At 73.7% G+C, this 18,699-nt stretch carries 8 protein-coding genes and 1 pseudogene; 5 read left to right on the plus strand and 4 right to left on the minus strand.

Annotated features, from left to right (window positions below; translation table 11 throughout):
* Positions 1–78: 78 nt before the first annotated feature.
* The 3 genes and pseudogenes from GNT64_RS20205 to GNT64_RS22105 form a co-directional block, all read right to left on the minus strand.
* Complete coding sequence (locus GNT64_RS20205) at positions 79–651, minus strand: GNAT family N-acetyltransferase (RefSeq protein ID WP_231639119.1); 573 nt, start codon at positions 649–651, stop codon at positions 79–81.
* A 76-nt stretch (positions 652–727) separates the two neighbouring features.
* Positions 728–1,501, minus strand: coding sequence for an OmpA family protein (locus GNT64_RS20210; RefSeq protein WP_156681140.1), 774 nt, complete (start codon positions 1,499–1,501; stop codon positions 728–730).
* Positions 1,502–1,604: 103 nt separating this feature from the next.
* Positions 1,605–2,611, minus strand: a pseudogene (locus GNT64_RS22105) (LysR family transcriptional regulator).
* An 18-nt stretch (positions 2,612–2,629) separates the two neighbouring features.
* Here GNT64_RS22105 and GNT64_RS20220 point away from each other — a divergent pair.
* On the plus strand, positions 2,630–2,944 hold the full coding sequence (locus GNT64_RS20220; protein ID WP_197277153.1) for a UrcA family protein: 315 nt from the start codon (positions 2,630–2,632) through the stop codon (positions 2,942–2,944).
* Positions 2,945–2,957: 13 nt separating this feature from the next.
* On the opposite strand, the gene GNT64_RS20225 is transcribed toward GNT64_RS20220, so the two are convergent.
* Complete coding sequence (locus GNT64_RS20225; protein WP_156681142.1) at positions 2,958–4,133, minus strand: helix-turn-helix transcriptional regulator; 1,176 nt, start codon at positions 4,131–4,133, stop codon at positions 2,958–2,960.
* A 318-nt stretch (positions 4,134–4,451) separates the two neighbouring features.
* Between GNT64_RS20225 and GNT64_RS20230 the strand changes: the two genes are divergently transcribed.
* The 4 genes from GNT64_RS20230 to GNT64_RS20245 are packed head-to-tail and all read left to right on the plus strand — an operon-like array spanning position 4,452 to position 18,644.
* Positions 4,452–6,146 (plus strand): ShlB/FhaC/HecB family hemolysin secretion/activation protein, encoded by a 1,695-nt coding sequence (locus GNT64_RS20230; protein WP_156681143.1) that lies wholly within the window; start codon positions 4,452–4,454, stop codon positions 6,144–6,146.
* Positions 6,146–15,046, plus strand: a complete 8,901-nt coding sequence (locus GNT64_RS22220) for a hypothetical protein (RefSeq protein ID WP_156681144.1) — start codon at positions 6,146–6,148, stop codon at positions 15,044–15,046. The genes GNT64_RS20230 and GNT64_RS22220 overlap by 1 nt, the downstream gene beginning before the upstream one ends.
* Positions 15,043–18,114 carry a CHAT domain-containing protein gene (locus GNT64_RS20240; RefSeq protein WP_156681145.1) on the plus strand — a complete coding sequence of 1,024 codons (3,072 nt, stop codon included), beginning with the start codon at positions 15,043–15,045 and terminating at the stop codon, positions 18,112–18,114. The genes GNT64_RS22220 and GNT64_RS20240 overlap by 4 nt, the downstream gene beginning before the upstream one ends.
* A 29-nt stretch (positions 18,115–18,143) precedes the next feature.
* On the plus strand, positions 18,144–18,644 hold the full coding sequence (locus GNT64_RS20245; RefSeq protein WP_156681146.1) for a UrcA family protein: 501 nt from the start codon (positions 18,144–18,146) through the stop codon (positions 18,642–18,644).
* Positions 18,645–18,699 lie beyond the last annotated feature (55 nt).

An 18,699-nucleotide genomic window follows, 5' to 3' on the forward strand; every position in this document is an offset into this window, starting at 1 on the left:
GGATCGCTCGATCCTTCGTGGAATTGTGATCTGCCCTCACCGTGGGGCAACATCGCCGGCATCGCCCGCACGGGCATCTCACCCGTGCCGCATCGACCAGAAGCGCGGCCCGCCCGAGCCTACCTGCCACTCTTCCGTGGCCGCAAAACCAAGCCTCTGGTAGAAGCCGACGTTCGTTTCCCTGGCGGTCTCCAGATACACCGGCAGGCCGCCCACGCGCTCAAGCCCCGCGGCGACGACGGCGCTGCCCAGTCCCTTCCCCTGATGGTCTGGATCGCAGCCGGCATAGTGCAGGTACCAGAAAGGGTCGGCCGGCATGTGCGCGTCGATCGCGCCGCTGACGCGCAATGCGCGAGCCGTGTTGCCACCCAGCGCGGCGACGATCGGCACCGCCTGCCGCACCATCTCGCCCCAGCCCGTGCGGGCATGGCCTGGTCCCCGCCACAGTGTCGCGGCGCCGTCCGCCACCAGCCGCATGCCGGTGCGCCCGTCACTGTCGAAGGAGAGACGGAACAGCCTGGGCAGCCGGGCGGCGCGATCCACCGGATCGGGGAAGATGCAGGAGAAGGCGGGATCGTCCTGAAAGGCGCGCGCCAGCATGGCGGCGACGCGATCCCGATCGTCGAAAAGCGCTGGTCGGGCAGTGATCATGCGCCGCTGCTGGCTATGTTGGCGGAGCCGGTGCCTTAGAGCCGGCACCGGCAGCCGCCAAGCGATACCATTTGCCTCAGCCGAACTCGGCCGCGCGACGGCCGATCAGCGTCACCTCCACGCGCCGGTTCAGCTGGCGTCCCTGCGCGGTGGCGTTGGTGGCGCGGGGCGTCGCCTCGCCATGGCCGGCCAGGCGGAAGCGGGCGCCGTTCACGCCCATCTGCTCGAGCGCATCGGCGACCGCGCCGGCGCGGTCGCGCGACAGCTGGAGGTTGCTCTCGGCCGATCCCACCGAGTCCGTATTGCCGTCGATCGCGACGCGGACGCCGGGGTTGGCGCGCAGGAAACCGGCGAGCGGCTGGAGCCTGGCCTCGGCGCCGGGGCGCAGCTCGGCCGAGCCGGTGCGGAACAGGATGTCCGAGATGTCGAACGTCGCGCCCTCGCGGCCCTGGCGGAAATGGTAGCCGCGCATGCCGGCGCGATCCCAGCCGCCCGGGCCGGCGCGCTCCACCGGCACCGCGATCACCGTCGAGCCGCGCGGCGCGTCCCAGTCGTAGCGGCGGCCGGGGCCGGCGAGGTCGGCGAAGGCGCGGTTGGCGGCGATCGCCTCGCGCGGGGTGATGAAACCGTCATGCTGCATGTCGAAATTGCGGATCACGAACGCCCGGCCTCGACGATTGTCGCGCAGCTCGGGGTACAGCATCCTGACGCCCGGCCCTTCCAGATCCCAGTTGCGGGAGGCGGGACCGCCGTCGAAATCCCAGCGCGACTGTGCGTGGGCGGGCTGCGCGAGGCTGCCGAGCGTGAGGATGCAGGCGAGCGCGGCGCTGATCGGACGGATGCTGGACATGACGGCTTCTCCTGATGTCGTGTCCGGCGGATGCCACCAGGCGCTTGAACGCGGCGTGAGGAGGATCGAAAGCCGTCGTTCAGGCGCGCCGCCGCGAAACCCTTCAAAAGCCGGCATCGGCGGTTGGGGGGCGCGGCCGATCGCGGGCCAGCGCCGAGAGGCGCTCGGTGAGGAAATCGAGGACGAGGCGGACGCGCGGCACATGCCGGCGGCGCTCGTGGGTCAGCAGCCACAGGCCGCGATCGGCCGGCTGCATCGGCGGCATGCAGCGCCGCAGGTCGAGCTCGCGATCGGCGATGAAGCTGGGCAGCACCGCCACGCCGATCCCGGCGCGCACCGCCGAGAGCAGGCCGGTGGGCGAGCTGTGGTGGATCGCGATCCGGTCCTCAAGCCCGTGCCGGTGCAGCCACGCGCCGTAGAGGCGGCCGACCCCGCGCCGCCGCCGCCGATCATCGTATGCTCGCGCAGCGCCGCGTGGGTGCGCGGGATGCCGTGGGCGGCGGCGTAGCCGGTGCTGCAATAGACCGTCCACGCATCGTCGGCGATGCGCCGGCCGACCAGGCCGCCGCCGGTGGGAGAGACGCTGCTGCGCAGCGCGATGTCCGCCTCGTCGGCGGCGAGATCGCGCACCCGCTCGGTCGTGTCGAGCTCGATGCGGATGGCCGGAAAGGCGGCGTGCAGATCGCGCAGGATCGGCGCGAGGATGGTGATGACGTACAGTTCCTCGGTGGTAAGGCGGACGGTGCCGCTCACCGCGCGCGCCTGCGCCGCGGCCGCGGCGGCCAGGGTTTCGGCGGCCGCCTCCATGCGGCCGGCGCCATCCAGCAGCGCCTCCCCGGCGGCGGTGAGGCGGTAGCCGGCCTGGCTCCGCTCGAACAGCGCTAGGCCGAGGGTCCGTTCCAAAGCGGCGACGCGCCGGGCGGCGGTCGTCTGGCTTACGCGCAGCGCCTTGCCGCCGGCCAGGGTGCTGCCGGTGCGCGCGACGGCGAGGAAGTGGCGGACATCGTCCCAGTCCATCGCCACGTTCTGCACTTTTGCAGCACGGGGACGCAACATCGTTGTTCGTGCCGACGTCCGGCGGCGCGGTAGAAGATGGCCGGGCCGCCGCATCGGCCCCGGAGACGGATCATGACATTGCTGCCGCCCTGCGCCGCGCTTGCCGGCGCGCTTCTCGTCGCGTGTCCGGGGGCTGCCCAGCCGCCCGATCAGGTGAGCCGCCACATCGCCCACGCCGACCTCGATCTGTCGAGCGGCGCCGGCGTCGCGATGCTGGACCAGCGCATCGGGATCGCGGTGCGCGATCTGTGCGGCGCCCCATCCAGCAGCGATATCGCCGGTCGCCGGGCCGTGCGGCTCTGCCGTGCCGACGCCCGCGAGTCGATCGGCGCGCGCCGTCGCGCGCTGATCGCCGCCGGCGCGGGGGCGCGGCTGGCGAAGCGGTGAGGGCCGCCGTCTGCTACTGCAGCCGCGTGGCGGTCGGACGTTCGCTACCCGCCCCGGCCGGCGGGGCGAGACGATCGAACAGGCGGACGAGATCGATCTGCCGCTTCGCCCCGGTCTTGGCGAACAGCGCCTTCAGCTGCGTCCGCACCGTTTCCGGCGAGGTGCCGAAGGCGCGCGCGATGTTCGGCACGCTGGCGCCGCCGAGCAGGGCGCGCGCCAGCCGCGCCTCGGCCGCGGTCAGATCGAACAGCGTTTCCAGGAACACGCCGTTCTCGTCCGGCGAGCGGCCGCCCTGGCCGACGATCGCGAGCGTCGCCCCGGCGGAGAACAGGTCGCGCGCCGTGCCCTCGACCGGCACCAGGTGCAGCGCGGTGGGCACGGCATCGCCGACGAGGCCGATCGGGATCGTCCGCCCGCCGCGCCCGGCCTGCCGGCCGGCCAGCGCGGCGGCGAGCAGATCGTTGGCGCCGGGCCGCTTCAGCTGAAAGCGCCGCGCGCCATCTGTGCCGATCAGGTCCACCAGCCGATCGAACAGGGCGTTCGCGGCGATCAGCCGACCCTCGCCGCTCAGCACGGCGGCGGGCAGGCCGATCGCCTCCAGCGTGGCGACGGCGGTCGCCAGCCGATCCTCCTCCAGCCGGGCGGAGAGGGTGACGGCGCGGGCAATGTGCGGGCGCAGGCCGTTCAGGAAGGGCACGCTGGCGCGCGCCGCGGCATGGCTCTCGAACCCCTCGAAGGTGAGGGCGAGGCGGCCGCCGTCCAGCCCGCGCACGATCGTGCCGGCCGCCGACTCCGCCCCGCGCGGCCGCAGGAAATCGGTGTAGATCGGCAGCCGGTCCATCTCCTCGACGGTGTGGCAGTCGAGATCGGTGAAGAAGGTGGGCGTCGGGTGGGTGATCAGATGCTCGGCGATGCGCGTGTGGTTGTGCGCATCCCAGCCGCCGGCGAAGAAATCCGCCATCAGATCGTCGAGCGTCGGCGAGACGACGAAGCGGCCCACCTGGTTGCCGGGCGAGAACAGCAGGGCGCCGCGGCTGCCGACCTGCCGCGCCAGCCGCTCCAGCGTGTCCGGCCAGCGATCCGGCATGGCGCCCGCTTCGTAGATCAGGCCGATCAGGTCGTCGTCCATGTTCCTGCCTGCCCGCGGATCCACCGCGTCGGCGATGGGCGAGGCATCGCCGCGCGTCAAGCGAGACATCCCGGCGGCTGCGACAGATATCACCCGATCAGGTGATGTTGCGATGCGACTTGGCGGCTAGGCATCCGCATCGCACAGGTAACGACCCGCACCCACACCATGGTTGCGGACGGCCGCTGATCCGGCTTATCTCGTGGCGCGCGACTGATCTTGTCCGGGCAGGGACGGGAATAGTCGCGTGATGATAATGTCTTGGAGCGGTCTTCGCCGGGGAAGCGGGGATCGTCTTCGAGGCCGGCTTGTCAGGGGGCTGGTTTGAGGGCTTACGTTTCGCGCGCAGGGTGGCTGCGCTGTTCGTGCCTGCTGGGCATGGCGATCGCGCCGTTCGCGGCGCGGGCGCAGCAGGCACCGCCGGCGATCCCGGCCAATAACGGCCTGCCGACGCGCGAGGAGGTGACGCCGCCGCCCGCGCCGCCACCGGCCGAACGGCCGCGGCTGCGGGTCGACGGCGATATCGAGCGCTCCGCCTGTCCGCTGGCCGATCCGGCCTATCAGAGCGTGCGGGTGACGATTACCAGCGCCACGTTCAACAATCTCGGCCCGGTCTCGCCGGCCGATTTGGCGCCCGCCTACCGCGCCTATCTGGGCACCGAACAGCCGGTGAGCGTGATCTGCGACATCCGCGACGCCGCCGCCACCCTGCTGCGCCGCCAGGGCTACCTGGCCGCGGTGCAGGTGCCGACGCAGAAGATCGAGGGCGGCAACGTCACGTTCGAGGTGCTGTACGCAAAGCTGGTGGCGGTGCGCGTGCGCGGCGATGCCGGGCGGGCCGAGGGGCTGATCGCCGGCTATCTCGACCGGCTGACGCGCGATCCGGTGTTCAACCGCTTCGCCGCCGAACGCTACCTGCTGCTGGCGCGCGATCTGCCCGGCTACGACGTGCGGCTGGCGCTGCGGCCGACAGGCAATGCGCCGGGCGAGCTGATCGGGGACGTGACGGTGGTGCGCACGCCGTTCGAGGCGGACCTCAACGTGCAGAATTACGCCGCGCGCGACACCGGCCGCTTCGGCGGGCAGCTGCGTGGGCAGTTCTACGGCCTCACCGGGCTGGGCGACCGCACGACGGTGGCGCTCTATTCCACGGCGGACTTCAAGGAGCAGCAGATCCTTCAGCTGGGCCACGATTTCCGCGTCGGGCCGGAGGGGCTGACCTTCGGCGGCCGCTTCACCTATGCGTGGACCGAGCCCGACATCGCCGCCGCCGCCAGGCTGACCGCGCGGACCCTCTTCGTCACGGGCGAGGCGAGCTATCCGTTCCTGCGCAGCCAGAAGGCCAATCTGCGTGGCGCGCTGGGCTTCGACTATATCGACCAGAACGTCCGTTTCGCCGGCGTGGCGCTGAGCCGCGATCGCCTGCGCGTCGCCTATCTGCGGCTGGATGCCGACGCGATCGACGTGCGCGACCGGCCGGCGCCGGCGTGGCGGCTGGCGGGATCGGTCGAGCTGCGCCGGGGGCTGGACGTGTTCGACGCGTCGCGGCGGGCGACGGCCGGCGTGATCGGGCCGAGCCGGGCGGACGGCGACGCCGAGGGCACGCTGATCCGCGCCAATGCGCTGGCGGAGGTGGCGCTGGTGCCGAACGTCACCTTCTCGCTGGCGCCGCGCGCGCAATATGCGTTCGATCCGCTGCTGAGCTTCGAGGAGTTTTCCGCCGGCACCTACACGATCGGGCGCGGCTACGATCCGGGCACGATCATCGGCGACAGCGGCGCGGGCTTCTCGGCCGAGCTGCGGATTAACCGCATCGCGCCCTCAGCCCGCATCGATCTGGCGCTGCAACCGTTCGTGTTCGTCGACAGCGCGTGGGTGTGGAACAAGGATCGGCCGCATGCGCAGCGGCTGACCTCCGTCGGCGGCGGCCTGCGCACCAGCTTCGCCAACCGCTTCCGCCTGGACATGACCCTGGCGGTGCCGACGAAGCGCGCGGGCCTGCAGGCCGATCGCGGCGACACGCGCTTCCTCCTCTCGCTCACCACCAAGCTCTATCCGTGGGGTTCGCGCTGATGTCCGCCCGTTCCATGATCCGCGGCCGCGCCTCGGCCGGCACCGTCTGCTCGATGCTGGCGCTGGCGACGGCCATGGCGGCGGCGCCGGCGCGCGCCCAGCAGGTGCCGCAGCCCTCCTACAATCTGGCGGGCAATCCCACGGTGGCCTCGGGCAGCGTCACCTTCGATCGCGGCGTCACGACGCCTGGCACCGACGTCTACACGGTCGGCTCGGCGACGGCGGTGCTGGACCTGACGCCCAGCGACGCGGCGACCGGCGGCGGCGTCATCAACTTCCAGAATGCGGGCACCACGGCGGTCTACACCAGCGCGCCGGGCGGGCCGGCCTATACCGTGCTCAACCGCATCGTGCCGGCCGATCGCAGCCGGCCGATCGCCTTCAACGGCACCGTGGTGAGCCAGTTGCAGACCGCCGCCGGCGCCAATACGCGCGGCGGCACCGTGTGGTTCTACAGCCCCGGCGGCATCGTGGTGGGCGACGGATCGGTGTTCGACGTAGGCAGCCTGCTGCTCACCACCGGCGATCCGACGGGCGGCAGCGGCACGATCGGCTCGACCAACAATTTCACGCTGGCGAGCACGCCGGACGGCGGCGGCATCGTCAACATCCTGTCGGGCGGTTCGCTGCGCGCGACGGCGGAGAACAGCTACATCGCCCTCGTCGCGCCGATCGTCTTGCAGGCGGGCACGGTGAACGTGAACGGGGCGGCGGCCTATGTGGCGGCGGAAACGGCGTCGCTGAGCTTCAACCAGGGCCTGTTCGACATCAACGTGACGGTCGGCTCCAGCGCCGGCGGCGGCTTCCCGCTGCAGATCCGCGGCAGCACGACCGGCCCGGCGAGCACCGGCGGCACGGACAATCACGGCATCTACGCCGTCGCCGTGCCGAAGAACGACGCGATCACGATGATCGTCGCGCCGACCGGCGACCTGGGCTTCACCCCCGCCACATCCGCCGCGATCGAGAATGGCGCCATCTACCTGCAGGCGGGCGGCAACCTCTCCGTCTTCCCGACCAACCCGGTGATCAACCGCATCCAAGCGCTGCCGCAGTCGACCGTGGCGGCGGACATCCTGTTCCAGCCGGCGGGCAACGTCACCTCGCAGGTGTCGGCCCAGGCATCGCGGATCGCCGAGATCAGCACGGCCGGCGCCGGCACGATATCGTTCGCGCGCGACGTGTATCTGTACGGCGCGCAGAGCGCGCTGATCCAGGCGAACGCCGGCGGCACGCTGAACTTCGCGCGCGACGTGACGGCGAATGCGTTCGGCAACGGGGCGATCGGCACCGCCACGATCCGCGCGGCGGCCGGCGGCACCATCTCCGCCACCGGCACGGCGGCCGTGTTCGCCGAGCCCGGTGCGCGATCCCGGCCGACCGCGTTCAACGTCGCGACCGGCGGCATCGCTCTGATCGAATCGATAGGCACGCTGACGGCCGGCAGCCTGCTTGCCAGCGCGCAGGCGCGGCCGGCCGTCGGCGTTTCCGGACAGGGCGGCAGCGCCGGGATCGCGGCGAGCGGCGGCGGCACAATCGCGACGCCCGGTTCCGTGCAGATCCTGTCGGACGCGGTGGCCTTCGGTGCCGGCGTCGTCGGCTCCGGCGGCACATCCACGCTGAACGTCGACGGCGGCGCCGTCAGCGTGGGCGGCGCGCTGACGATCTCGGCGACGGGCGGCAGCGGCAACGCGAACCCGAGCCTCGCCTCCGGCCGGGGCGGCACGGCGCAGCTCACCGGCGGCTCGGGCGGCGGCACCCTCGGCGTGACGGGCGCGACATCGCTGGACGCGAGCGGCACGGGCGCCAGCGCGACCGGCAGCGAGGCCGGCACGCTGGGCGCGGGCACCGGCGGCGTGGCGCAGGTGCAACTGCTCGCCACCGCCGCTGGCGCGACCACCACCGCGACGCTCGCCGGCCTCACCGTGACGGCGAACGGCACCGGCGGTTCGGCCGCGAACGCTACCGCGTCGGGCGGCGCCGCCACCGGTGGCGCGGCGATCGTGCAGACCAACGCCGGCACGACTCTGACGGCCGGCGCGACGACGCTGACGGCCGGCGCGCGCGGCGGTGCTTCGGCGGCGACGACGGCCGGCGCGGCCAACGGCGGCAGCGCGAGCCTGAGCGCCGGCGGCGCGGTGACGGTCGCGTCGCTGTTCGTGGCGGCGCAGGCGACGGGCGGCACGAAGACCGGCGGCGCGGGCGATGCCGGCGCGGGGCAGGCGGGCTCCGCCCTGCTCCAGGCGATCGACGGCGGCGTGCTGGCGGTGACGGGCAATGCCCGCGTCGAGGCGATCGGCCTGGGCGGGTCGGTGACGCGCGGCACCGGCTCCGGCGGGGCGGGCAGCGGCGCGGACGCACGGGTGACGGCGAACGGCGGCGGGCGGATCACGCTCGGCTCGGCGGACATCGGCGCGGGTGGCGTCGGCGGCGCGGGGCTGGGCGCGGGATCGGCGGGGGGTGCGGGCACCGGCCTGACGGCCTCGATCTCGCAGGGGACCGGCGGCAGCGTGGCGGTGGGCGGCAACGCCTTCCTCAGCGCCAACGGCATCGGCGGCGCCTCCTCCGGCGGCGCGGGCGGCACGGCGCAGGCGGGCGACGTGCGCTTCGTCTCGAACGACGGGGCGATCTCGGCCGGCGGCGTGGCACAGCTGGTGGCGCAGGCCAACGGCGGCGCGGGCGTGACCGGCGGCGCGGCAAGGGGCGGGCTCGCCAACATCGGCGCGGGCACCGGATCGACCACGGTGACGGGCAATGCGCAGGTGGACGGATCGGCCTTCGGCGGCGAGGGATTTGCCGGCAACGGCGGCGCGGCGACGGGCGGGCAGGGCCTGATCGGCACGATTGGCACCGGCACGATCACGCTGGGCAGCACCGCCACGCTCGCCGCCAGCGCCACCGGCGGCGCGGGTGCGGGAGCAGGCGCCACCGGCGGCCTGGCAAACGGCGGCACGAGCCAGCTGTTCGCGCCACGCGGCCGGGTGACGGCGGCGGACGTCGTGACGATCGCCAGCAATGGCACGGGTGGCGACAAGCTGGGCACGGGCGGCGCCGGCGGACGCGGCACCGGCGGCCTTGCGACGCTGAGCGCATCGAGCGGCACGGCCGCGCTCTCCGGCCCGGTCTCGCTGAGCGCGAACGGCAACGGCGGCAACAGCGCCGACGCCGCCGGCGCCGGGACGGGCGGCACGGTGCAGATCGGTGTCTCGCTGATGGCCGACGGCACCGGCGGCGGCGGATCGGTGAGCAGCGGCGCCGCGTCGCTCTCGGCGACCGCGTCGGGCGGCACGATCACCAACCGGGCCTCCACCGGCGCCGGCGGCACGGCGCGCGGCGGCACGGCGAACATCCTCGCCAATGCCGGCAACATCACGCTCGCCAGCGCCACGCTCAACGCCGGCGGCATGGCCTCGGTGGGCAGCGACGGCGCCGCCGCGCCCGCCCTGGGCGGACAGGTAGAGGTGGCGGCGAGCGGCGGCGACATCGTCGTGACCAACAGCCTGATCGGCAGCGCCGGCGCGAGCGGCGGCCTGATCGTCAACACCGACACGGGCGACGGCGGCGACGCGACCGGCGGCGACGTCACCGTGCGGGTCGCCACCGGGCGGCGGCTGGCGATCGGCCAGACCCTGCAGGTGAGCGCCATCGGCATCGGCGGCCAGACCCGCGACGCGGGCGACCGGATCGCCGGCAACGGCATCGGCGGCAATTTGAGCATCACCGCCAACGGTACGATCAGCGCGGCCGCGATCTTCGCCGGGGCGTCCGGCCGGGGTGGCGACGTAGGCATTTTCGCAACCCGCGGCGCGGGCAACGCTGGCGGCGCCGGCGTGGCCGGCACCAGCACCATCACGGCGGCGGGCGGAACCCTGACGGCCGCCAACCTCACGAACAGCAGCGACGGTTTCGGCGGGCTCGGCGGCCCCGGCGGAACAGGCGGCAGCGGCACCGGCGGTTTAGCCCGGCTGGGCACGGCGCAGGGCGGCACCGTGCGGGTGAGCGGATCCACCATCGTAAGTGCGCGCGGCAGTGGCGGCGGCGCGCCCAATCTGGGCGCCGGCGGCACGGGCGGCGCGGGGCAGGGCGGCGACAGCACCGAGGGGCGGCGCGGCGCAGTCATCATCGCGCAGGACGGCACGATCGTGCTCGGCACCGGCACAACGCTGACTGCGGAGGCGAGTGGTGGCACCGGCTACGGCACGGGCGCGGGCGGCAGCGCCGCCGGCGGCCTTGCGAACCTCGCCGCCGTCAACGGCACGCTGGATGCCACCGCAGGCCGCGTCATCGTCTATACCGGTGGATTCGGCGGCCAGTCCCTCGTGACGACGACCGGGGCAGGCGGCGGCGCGGGCGGTGCCGGCACCGGCGGACGATCGATCGTGACGGCGGCGACGCGCGCGACCGCCGCCACCGCTGCCGGCCGGCTGCTGCTCGACACGATCGAGGTCGACGCCTCCGGCGAAGGCGGCGGTGGCAGCGCCGGCGCGGCCGGGCTGGCCGGCGGCGCGGGCGGCGCCGGCACCGGCGGGCGCACCGAATTGCTGGCGGCGGCCGGCAACGGCCTGCTGACGGTCAACCAGGCGACGATCTCGTCCGACGGCTACGGTGGCAACGGCGGCGCCGGAGGGGCGGTCAACACGGCAGGCGAGGCGGGCACCGGCGGCACCGGCGGGGTCGGCACCGGCGGCGACGGCAATACCGGCACGTTCAGCGGCGCCGATTCGACCTTCGCCACCGGATCGGCGACGTTCGGCTCCGTCTTCATCTGCTCCCTCGGCGAAGGTGGCGGGGGTGGCGACGCGGCGGCGGGCGGGATCGCCGGCGCCGGCGGCGCGGGCATCGCCGGCGGCTACACCCTGCTCTCGCGCGGCGCGCCGGTGACGGCGGATCTCGTCACCATCCTAGTCAACGGCGCGGGCGGGGTCGGCGGCAATGGCGGTGCGGGCGCCGGCGGCCGCGGCGAGGGCGGCAGCGCCGTCCTCCTGGCGACCAACCGCTTCAACGCACCCGCCACGCGCGGCGGCACGACCATCCAGCAGCTGATCACGGACACCGGCGCCACCGGCGGCGACACGGCCGCCGCGACCGTGGGCGGCGTGACCCAGATCGACGTGGTTAACAGCGATGTGAGCGTCACCAACCTGTTCGCGACGACGGCGGGCGCGGTGGCGCCGACCGGCTTCATCAGCCGGCTGAGCGTCGCCGGGGGCACGCTGACGGTGCCGACCCTGGCGATGACGGCGGTGGGCGACATCGGCCTGATCACCGGCGAGGGCGGCGTGCTGGCGATCGACAGCGCGGTCCTGACGGCCGGCGGCACGATCGTGGACGAGGATGCGACCGGCCCGGTCACGGGCGGCGGCGGCGATACCGACATCGGCAGCCTGTTCGCCACCCTGGGCGGCGACTTTCTGGCGGACGAGGATATCGTGCTGGGCGGCAGCCTGGCGCTGGTCGTCGGCGGGCGGATACAGACGCGGGCGATCGACGCGGCCTCCGTCGATCTCACCGCTGGCGGCGGCATCGCCACCGGCACGATCGGCTCGGCCCTGTCCGTCTCCGCCACCAGCGGCGGCGACCTGACCGTGCTGGACGTGACGGCGGCGGGCGGATCGGTGGATCTGACCGCCGGCGGCGCGATGACGATCGGCGCCGTGCGCGCGGCCGACGCGATCGGTCTGACGGCGGGCGGATCGCTGACCGCCGGCAACCTGACCGCGCTGACCTCCCCGGAAGGGCTTGGCGACGGTGCGTCTGGCGCGGTGACGGTGGCGGCGAACGGCGACATCCGGCTGGGCGACGTGCTGGGCCTGAACATCGACATAGACGGCACGGATCTGGGCGACGGACCCTTCGGCAGCATCGTCACCGGCACCCTGACCGGCGAGTTCATCGAGGTGCTGGGCGGGCAGGCGGTGAGCGTGGCGGGCGTGCGGACGGCTGAACTGTTCAGCGGCGGCGACGGCGACCTCAACGTCTACGCGGCCGAGATCGGCGCCGATGCCGGCAACCTGACGGTGGGCGACATCGCCAGCCTGGGGCTGGTGGCGCTCGCCTCCAACGGCGGCAGCGTGACGGCAGGCACGGTGACGACGCCCTCCAGCATCGTGGCGCTGGCGCGCACCGGCGTGACCTTCGCCGGCGCCACCACCGGGCGCGGCGCGACGGACAGCCTGTTCGTCGCCAACGCCTCCATGCTGGAGACCACGCCGGCCCTCGCTGCCGTGCTGGCGGACGACGAGGCGGGCTTCGACACCGCCATCCTGACCGGGCTGACGCCGGTGCGGATCGGCGGCAGCTTCACCAGCACCGGCCCGATCGCCACCGGCAACCTGCTGGCGGCGGCGCAGGGCGGCGTGGCGCTGGGCGCGATCGATGCGACGACGCGCATCGCGCTGGACAGCGGCGCCGCCATCACCCTTGGCGACGTGACGACGCCGGCATCGCTGGCGCTGCTGAGCGACGGGGCGATCCGCACCGGCGCGATCGTGGCGGACGAGGTGGCGTTCGCCTCCACCGGCGGCACGATCACCACCGGCGCGATCAGCGTGCAGGACGGCATCGTGCTGACCGCCCTGTCGGCTGCGGGCACGATCGCCACGGGCGCGCTGCGCACGGTGGACGACGGGATCGACGTGCGCGCCGGCGGCGGCGTGACGATCGCGAGCGCCACGCTGGTGAACGGCCCGGTGCGCGGCGCCTTCGGCGGCATCGGCATCATCGCCGGCAACAGCCTGACGATCGGGGCGATCGATTCCGCGAGCGGCATCGGCCTGCTCTCCCGCAGCGCCGGCATCGCCACCGGGGCGCTGACGGCGCGGGGCGGCAGCGCCCTGCTGCTTGCCGTGACCAACGTGGCGACGGGCGCGATCAGCGTGGCGGAGAGCGGGACCGCCTATATCGGCAATGCCAGCCAGTTCCCGGCCAGCTTCAACCCGGCCACGGACAGGTTCGATCCGACGCCGATCCTGGCCGCCGCGCCGGTGCGTGTCGGCGGCACGATCGCGCTGGGCGGGCCGGTTTCGGCGGGCGCCTTCCGCTCCGCCAGCAGCGGCGCCACCACGGCGCAGGCGATCACGGCGGGCGGCGCGCTCTCGATCGACAGCGGCGGTGGGGCGAGCCTGGGCGCGATCGGCGCTGGCACCTCCGCCTATGTCGGCGGCACCGGCGCGGTGACGATCGCCGGCGCCAGCGTGGCGCGCGGGCGGCTGACGGTGGACACCGCCGGCAACATCGCGCTCGGCCAGATGACGACCGGCACCGACACGCTGCTGATCGCCACCGGCGGGCGGATCGATGCCGGTGGGCCGATCACGGCCGGCGGCAGCATCGCGCTGCTGGCGGACAGGGGGCTGGCGGCGGGCGCGCTGACGGCGTCGCGCAACGACGGCGCGTTCGTCTATCTCGCGGGAACGACGAACCGCGAGCGGATCGGCGCCGACGGCAACTTCCTGCCCAGCTTCGCGACGGATGCCGGCAGCATCCTGCTGGCGGGCGCGGTGACGGTGGCGGGGCCGGTGAGCGGCGGGCTGATCCGCGCCTCGGTGGACGGCGCCGCCCGCTTCGACGGCACGCTGGACGGGGCGCAGCGCGTGCGCCTGTTCGGCCGGACGCTGACGGTGAACGGATCGGTGGCTGGCCCGGCGATCGAGCTGTTCGGCACCGATCTGGCGCTGGCGCGCGGCATCACCGTGGGCGGTGCCGCGACCCAGACGATCGCCATCGGCACGCTCAGCACGGCGGCACCGACGACCCTGGGCGGCAGCGGCGGCGACGGCGCTGCCGGCTTCACCCTGGACGCGGCGGAGATCGCCCAGCTGCGCGGCGGATCGATCGCCTTCGGCCAGTCCACCCGGTTCGGCAGCGGCGACGAGCCGATCGTGCTGCGCGACCTGACGCTGGTGGGGACCGATGGCGGCCAGGCGGCGAACCTGACGGCGGCGGGCGGCGCCTTCACCATCACCTCGCTGGGCGACATCCGCGTGCTGGGCGCGGTGCGGATGAACAATGCGGCCGCCGGCAACGCGCTGGTGCTCAACGCCGCCGACAGCTTCGACCTCGTCACCGATGCCGGATCGATCGGGCTGTTCGGCGCGGGCGAGGCCCTGAGCGGGCGTCTGGCGATCAGCGCGGTGGACATCGCCTCGGCCGACGCGGCGCTGTTCGCTAGGGCCGACGCGACCGACTTCGACGATATCGAGCCGGCGGCGGCGATCGCCGCGATCGGCGCGCCGGCCGCGCGGACGCGGGCGGAAGGCTTCATCCAGGCCGGGCGGCTCGAACTCGCGGCGACGGACACGATCGTGATCCAGAATAGCGGCACGGCGGCGCTTGCCGGCGGCTTCACCGCCGGCAGCGGCGGCATGAGCGTGACCCGGCGGATCGCAGACGATGGCGCCGCCGATCCGCTGGCCGTCGTCATCTACGGGCGGGTGCAGGGGGAGGCGGGCATGTTCCGCTCCAATGCCGATACGCGCGGGGCGATCAGCTTCCAGCCGCAGGGAACTCAGGCCGGTCCGCTCTCCGGCTTCGCCGACTTCTCGGTGGTGAACGGCTGCGCGCTGCTGGCGAGCGTGGCGTGCAACGGTGGTGGCGGCGGCACGGTGCGCCCGCCCGAGCAGGAGATGGCGGAGGTGACGATCGGCACGGACGTGCTGGGCATCGTGGATGGCGCCCTGTCGCAGGCGGCGGACGAGGGCGGCGTGGCCGCCGTGCCGGACGTGCGGCTGACGACGGTGATCGATTCCGCCGCGCTGACGACCGACTCGATCGTGACCGATCCGTTCGGCAGCGGCGGCAATGCGAGCCTGTGGGAGGGCGGCGACGCGGACGGCGCCGCCGGCAGCCGCGGCGAGGACGACGAGCGCCGGCGACCCGCCGGCGCGGAGGGCGGGCGATGAGCGGCGTGGCGCGTGGGATCGCGCTGGCGGCGATCGGCGGCCTGATGCTGGTGCCGGGTCCGGCGCCGGCGGCGGGCATCGCGGTGCGCGACACCTTCCGCATCGGATCGGCCGGGGTGCTCTGCACGGCCCAGGCGCGGCCGCTGGACCCCGTGCTGAAGGGCATGTTCGATCGCGGCTACGGCATCACCTGCCGCGATGCGGCGGCGGCGGTGGGCAATCTCTACGCGCTGCGCGGCACGGGCGGCGATGCGCTGGCGACGATCCTGGCCGGGCGGCCGGGCAAGCTGGAGTGCCGGCCGCCGGCGCCGGTGCAGATCGAGGGGCTGGGCGCGGTGGCGATGACCGCCTGCACCGGCGCCGAGAGCCGCGTCACCTATCGCGGCTATGCCGTGACGCGAGGGCGGACGACCTTCCTCGCCGACGGGCTCGGCGGCTATGATTCGGCGCTGCGGCTCGGCCTGCGCACGATCGTGGCCGATGCGCCGGTGACGGGCGCGGTGGAGGTGGCGACGACCGAGGCGGGCGACCCCGCCGCCTTCGCCCGCGTGCAGGCCGGCGCGCTGGACCCCGACGCCGCCTTGGCGCAGGCCTATGAGCGCAACAATGCCGGCAGCTTCGCCGAATCGGCCGAGTTCTTCGAGACGCTGGTGGAGCGCGGCGCGGGCGGGGCCAATGCCGGCCGATCGGGCGAATATCTGATCGGCACCGGCATCCAGCAATCCAATCTCGGCAATTTCGCCGCCGCCGACCGGCTGTTCGCCCAGGCCGAGCAGGGTGGGGCGACCCGCGATCCGATCGCTGGGCGGCTGCTGCGCAACTATCGCGCGATCCACCAGCTGAACCAGCGCCGCGCCGAAGCGGCGCTGACCGCGCTCGACACGCCGGTGATGGCGCTGGACGGCAGCGGCGCGGACCAGTCGATCGCCAGCGGTGTCATCAGCCCGCCGCTGGCCGACCAGATCAACCGCCAGAACGCGGCGATGGAGCGGTTGGGCGGCATCGACCGGCGGCTGCGCCCGGCCGAGCGCGCGGCGATCCTTGACGGGCAGGCGGCGCAGCTGCGCGGCGTGGCGCTGCGCCTGCAGGGCCGCTACCCGCAGGCGCTCGCCGCGCTCCAGCAGGCCAGCCGCATGCTGGCGGCGGTGCGCGAGGGGCGGGTGGCCTCGACCGCGTTCATGCGATCCGAGGGCTATGCCGAGATGGCGCTGATCGGCGAGGCGCAGCGCGACTATGCCGGCGCCGAGCGGGACTTCACCCAAGCCTCCCGCATCCTGGACACGGACTATCCGCAATCGGCCGGCGCCCTGGCGGCGCGGGCGCGGCTGGCAGCCTTTCTCGCCCGCCGTGGCGAGGCCGAGCGGGCGCTGGCGCTCTATGGCGAGGTGGTGGCGGAGAGCCAGCGCCTGCCGGGATCGGCGGCGACGATGCGCAGCCTGATCGGCCCCTATTTCGCCCTGCTCGCGCCGCGCGTGGACGGCGACCCGAAGGCGGCGGCGGCGATGTTCGCCGCGTCGCAGATCCTGGTCCGCCCCGGCGTCGCCCAGACGCAGGCGGTGTTCGCCCGCGAGCTTTCCGGCGGCGACGACGAGGCATCGACCCTGTTCCGCCAATCGGTGACGCTATCCCGCGATGTGGCGCGGGCCACCGGCGAGGTGGCGCGGCTGGCGGCGGCCGATCCGGCGCCAGCCTCGAAGGAGGCAAGCGCGCTGGCCGAGGCACGCGCGCGGCTGGCGGCGACGGAAGCCGAGCAGACGACGATCCAGTCCCGCCTGGCCGAATATCCGCGCTACCGCGTGCTGGCGCCGACGGCGCTGACCCTCGACGAACTGCAGAAGGCGCTGAAGCCGGGCGAAGCCTATTATCTGATGCGGGTGATCGGGCAGGACGTCTACGCGATGTTCGTGACCCCCACGGCCGCGCGCGCGGCGAAGGTGGCGACCACCACGCGGGCGCTGGAGGAGGACGTGGCGAAGCTGCGCGCCAGCATCGTGACGATCGAGAACGGCGTGCCGCAGACCTACCCGTTCGACCTGCCGCTCGCCCGCAAGCTCTACCTCGCGCTGTTCGAGCCGTTCGGCGCCGGGCTGACGGCGACGAAGAACCTGGTGTTCGAGCCGGACGGGCCGATGCTGCAGCTGCCGCCCACCCTGCTGGTGACGGAGCAGGCCGGGGTGGACGCCTATGCGGCGCGCCTCGCCAAGCCGAAGGCCGACGCTTTCGACTTTCGCGGCGTGGCCTGGCTGGGGCGCGACCGCGACGTGACGACGGCGGTGTCGCCGCGCTCCTTCGTCGACGTGCGGGCGATCGCGCCCTCGCGCGGCACGCTCGCCTATCTCGGCCTTGGCCATAATGCGATACCGTCGCGCGCCGCGCGGCTGCTGCAGGCGGCCGCGGCGACCGGCCCCGCTTCCGAGTGCGACTGGCCGCCGGAGGTCTGGAAGAACCCGATCCAGCCGACCGAGCTGATGCTCGCCAGCCAGATCATCGGCAAGGCGCGCAGCGAGGTGCTGACCGACGCCGCCTTCACCGACACGGCGCTGAAGGCGCGGACCGACCTGAACCGCTACCGCGTGCTGCATTTCGCGACCCACGGGCTGGTGACGGCGCCGCGGCCGCAATGCCCGGCGCGGCCGGCGCTCGTCACCTCCTTCGGCGATGCGGAGTCGGACGGGCTGCTCAGCTTCCGCGAGATATACGACCTGCGGCTGGACGCGGACCTGATCGTGCTCTCCGCCTGCGACACGGCCGGCATGGCGACGATCGACGCGACGCGCGAGGCCGGCATCACGACGGGCGGCAACTTCGCGCTGGACGGGCTGGTGCGCGCCTTCGTGGGCGCCGGCGCGCGATCGGTGATCGCCAGCCACTGGCCGATCCCGGACGATTATGACGCGACCAAGCGCCTGATGCGCAGCCTCTTCACCGCGCCGCCGGGCACGCCGATCGCCCAGGCGCTGCGCACCGGCCAGCGTGCGCTGATGGAGGGCGTCGAGACATCGCACCCCTTCTACTGGGCGGCCTTCGCCATCATCGGCGACGGCGAGCGGCCGGTGGTGCGGCAGTAGCGGCGCCGCACAGGCGATCGGCGGCCGATATGGCTGCCGATCGCGGCCGGGTTGGCGGAATGCGCCATCGACGCGTAACTTTTGCCAATAGATGGCGCCGCTTGTTTCAAGGCCCAAGAAGAACTCGCGCGATTGCCGCCTTTTTCAACCTGGCACGCTTCCTGCTGATGTCTCCGCATCACCAACCCGAAGATGAGGAGACCATCATGTACAGCCTGAAGAACCGCGCGATCGCCGGTGCCGCCGCCCTGATCGCCACCGTCGCCACCATCGGTTTCGCCGCGCCGCTGCGGGCCGAGCCGATCAGCCGCACCATATCCTATGCCGACCTCGATCTTTCCAGCGCCGCCGGGCAGGCCACGATGGCGCGTCGCATCCGCAACGCGGTGACGGAGGTGTGCGGCCCGGTCGGCCCGTCGAACCGCCCGTCGGTGATCGCATGCCGGCAGAGCGCACGGGCGGGCGCCGAGGCGCGGCTGGCATCGGCGCAGGCGAAGGGCGGCAGCGTGCAGCTGGCCTCGACCCGTTGAGCGGCGCGCAGGCTTCCTCCGGCGCGATATTCGGGCGGGCAGGTGGCGCCACCTG

The organism is Sphingomonas profundi, from assembly GCF_009739515.1.
GTDB lineage: Bacteria > Pseudomonadota > Alphaproteobacteria > Sphingomonadales > Sphingomonadaceae > Alterirhizorhabdus > Alterirhizorhabdus profundi.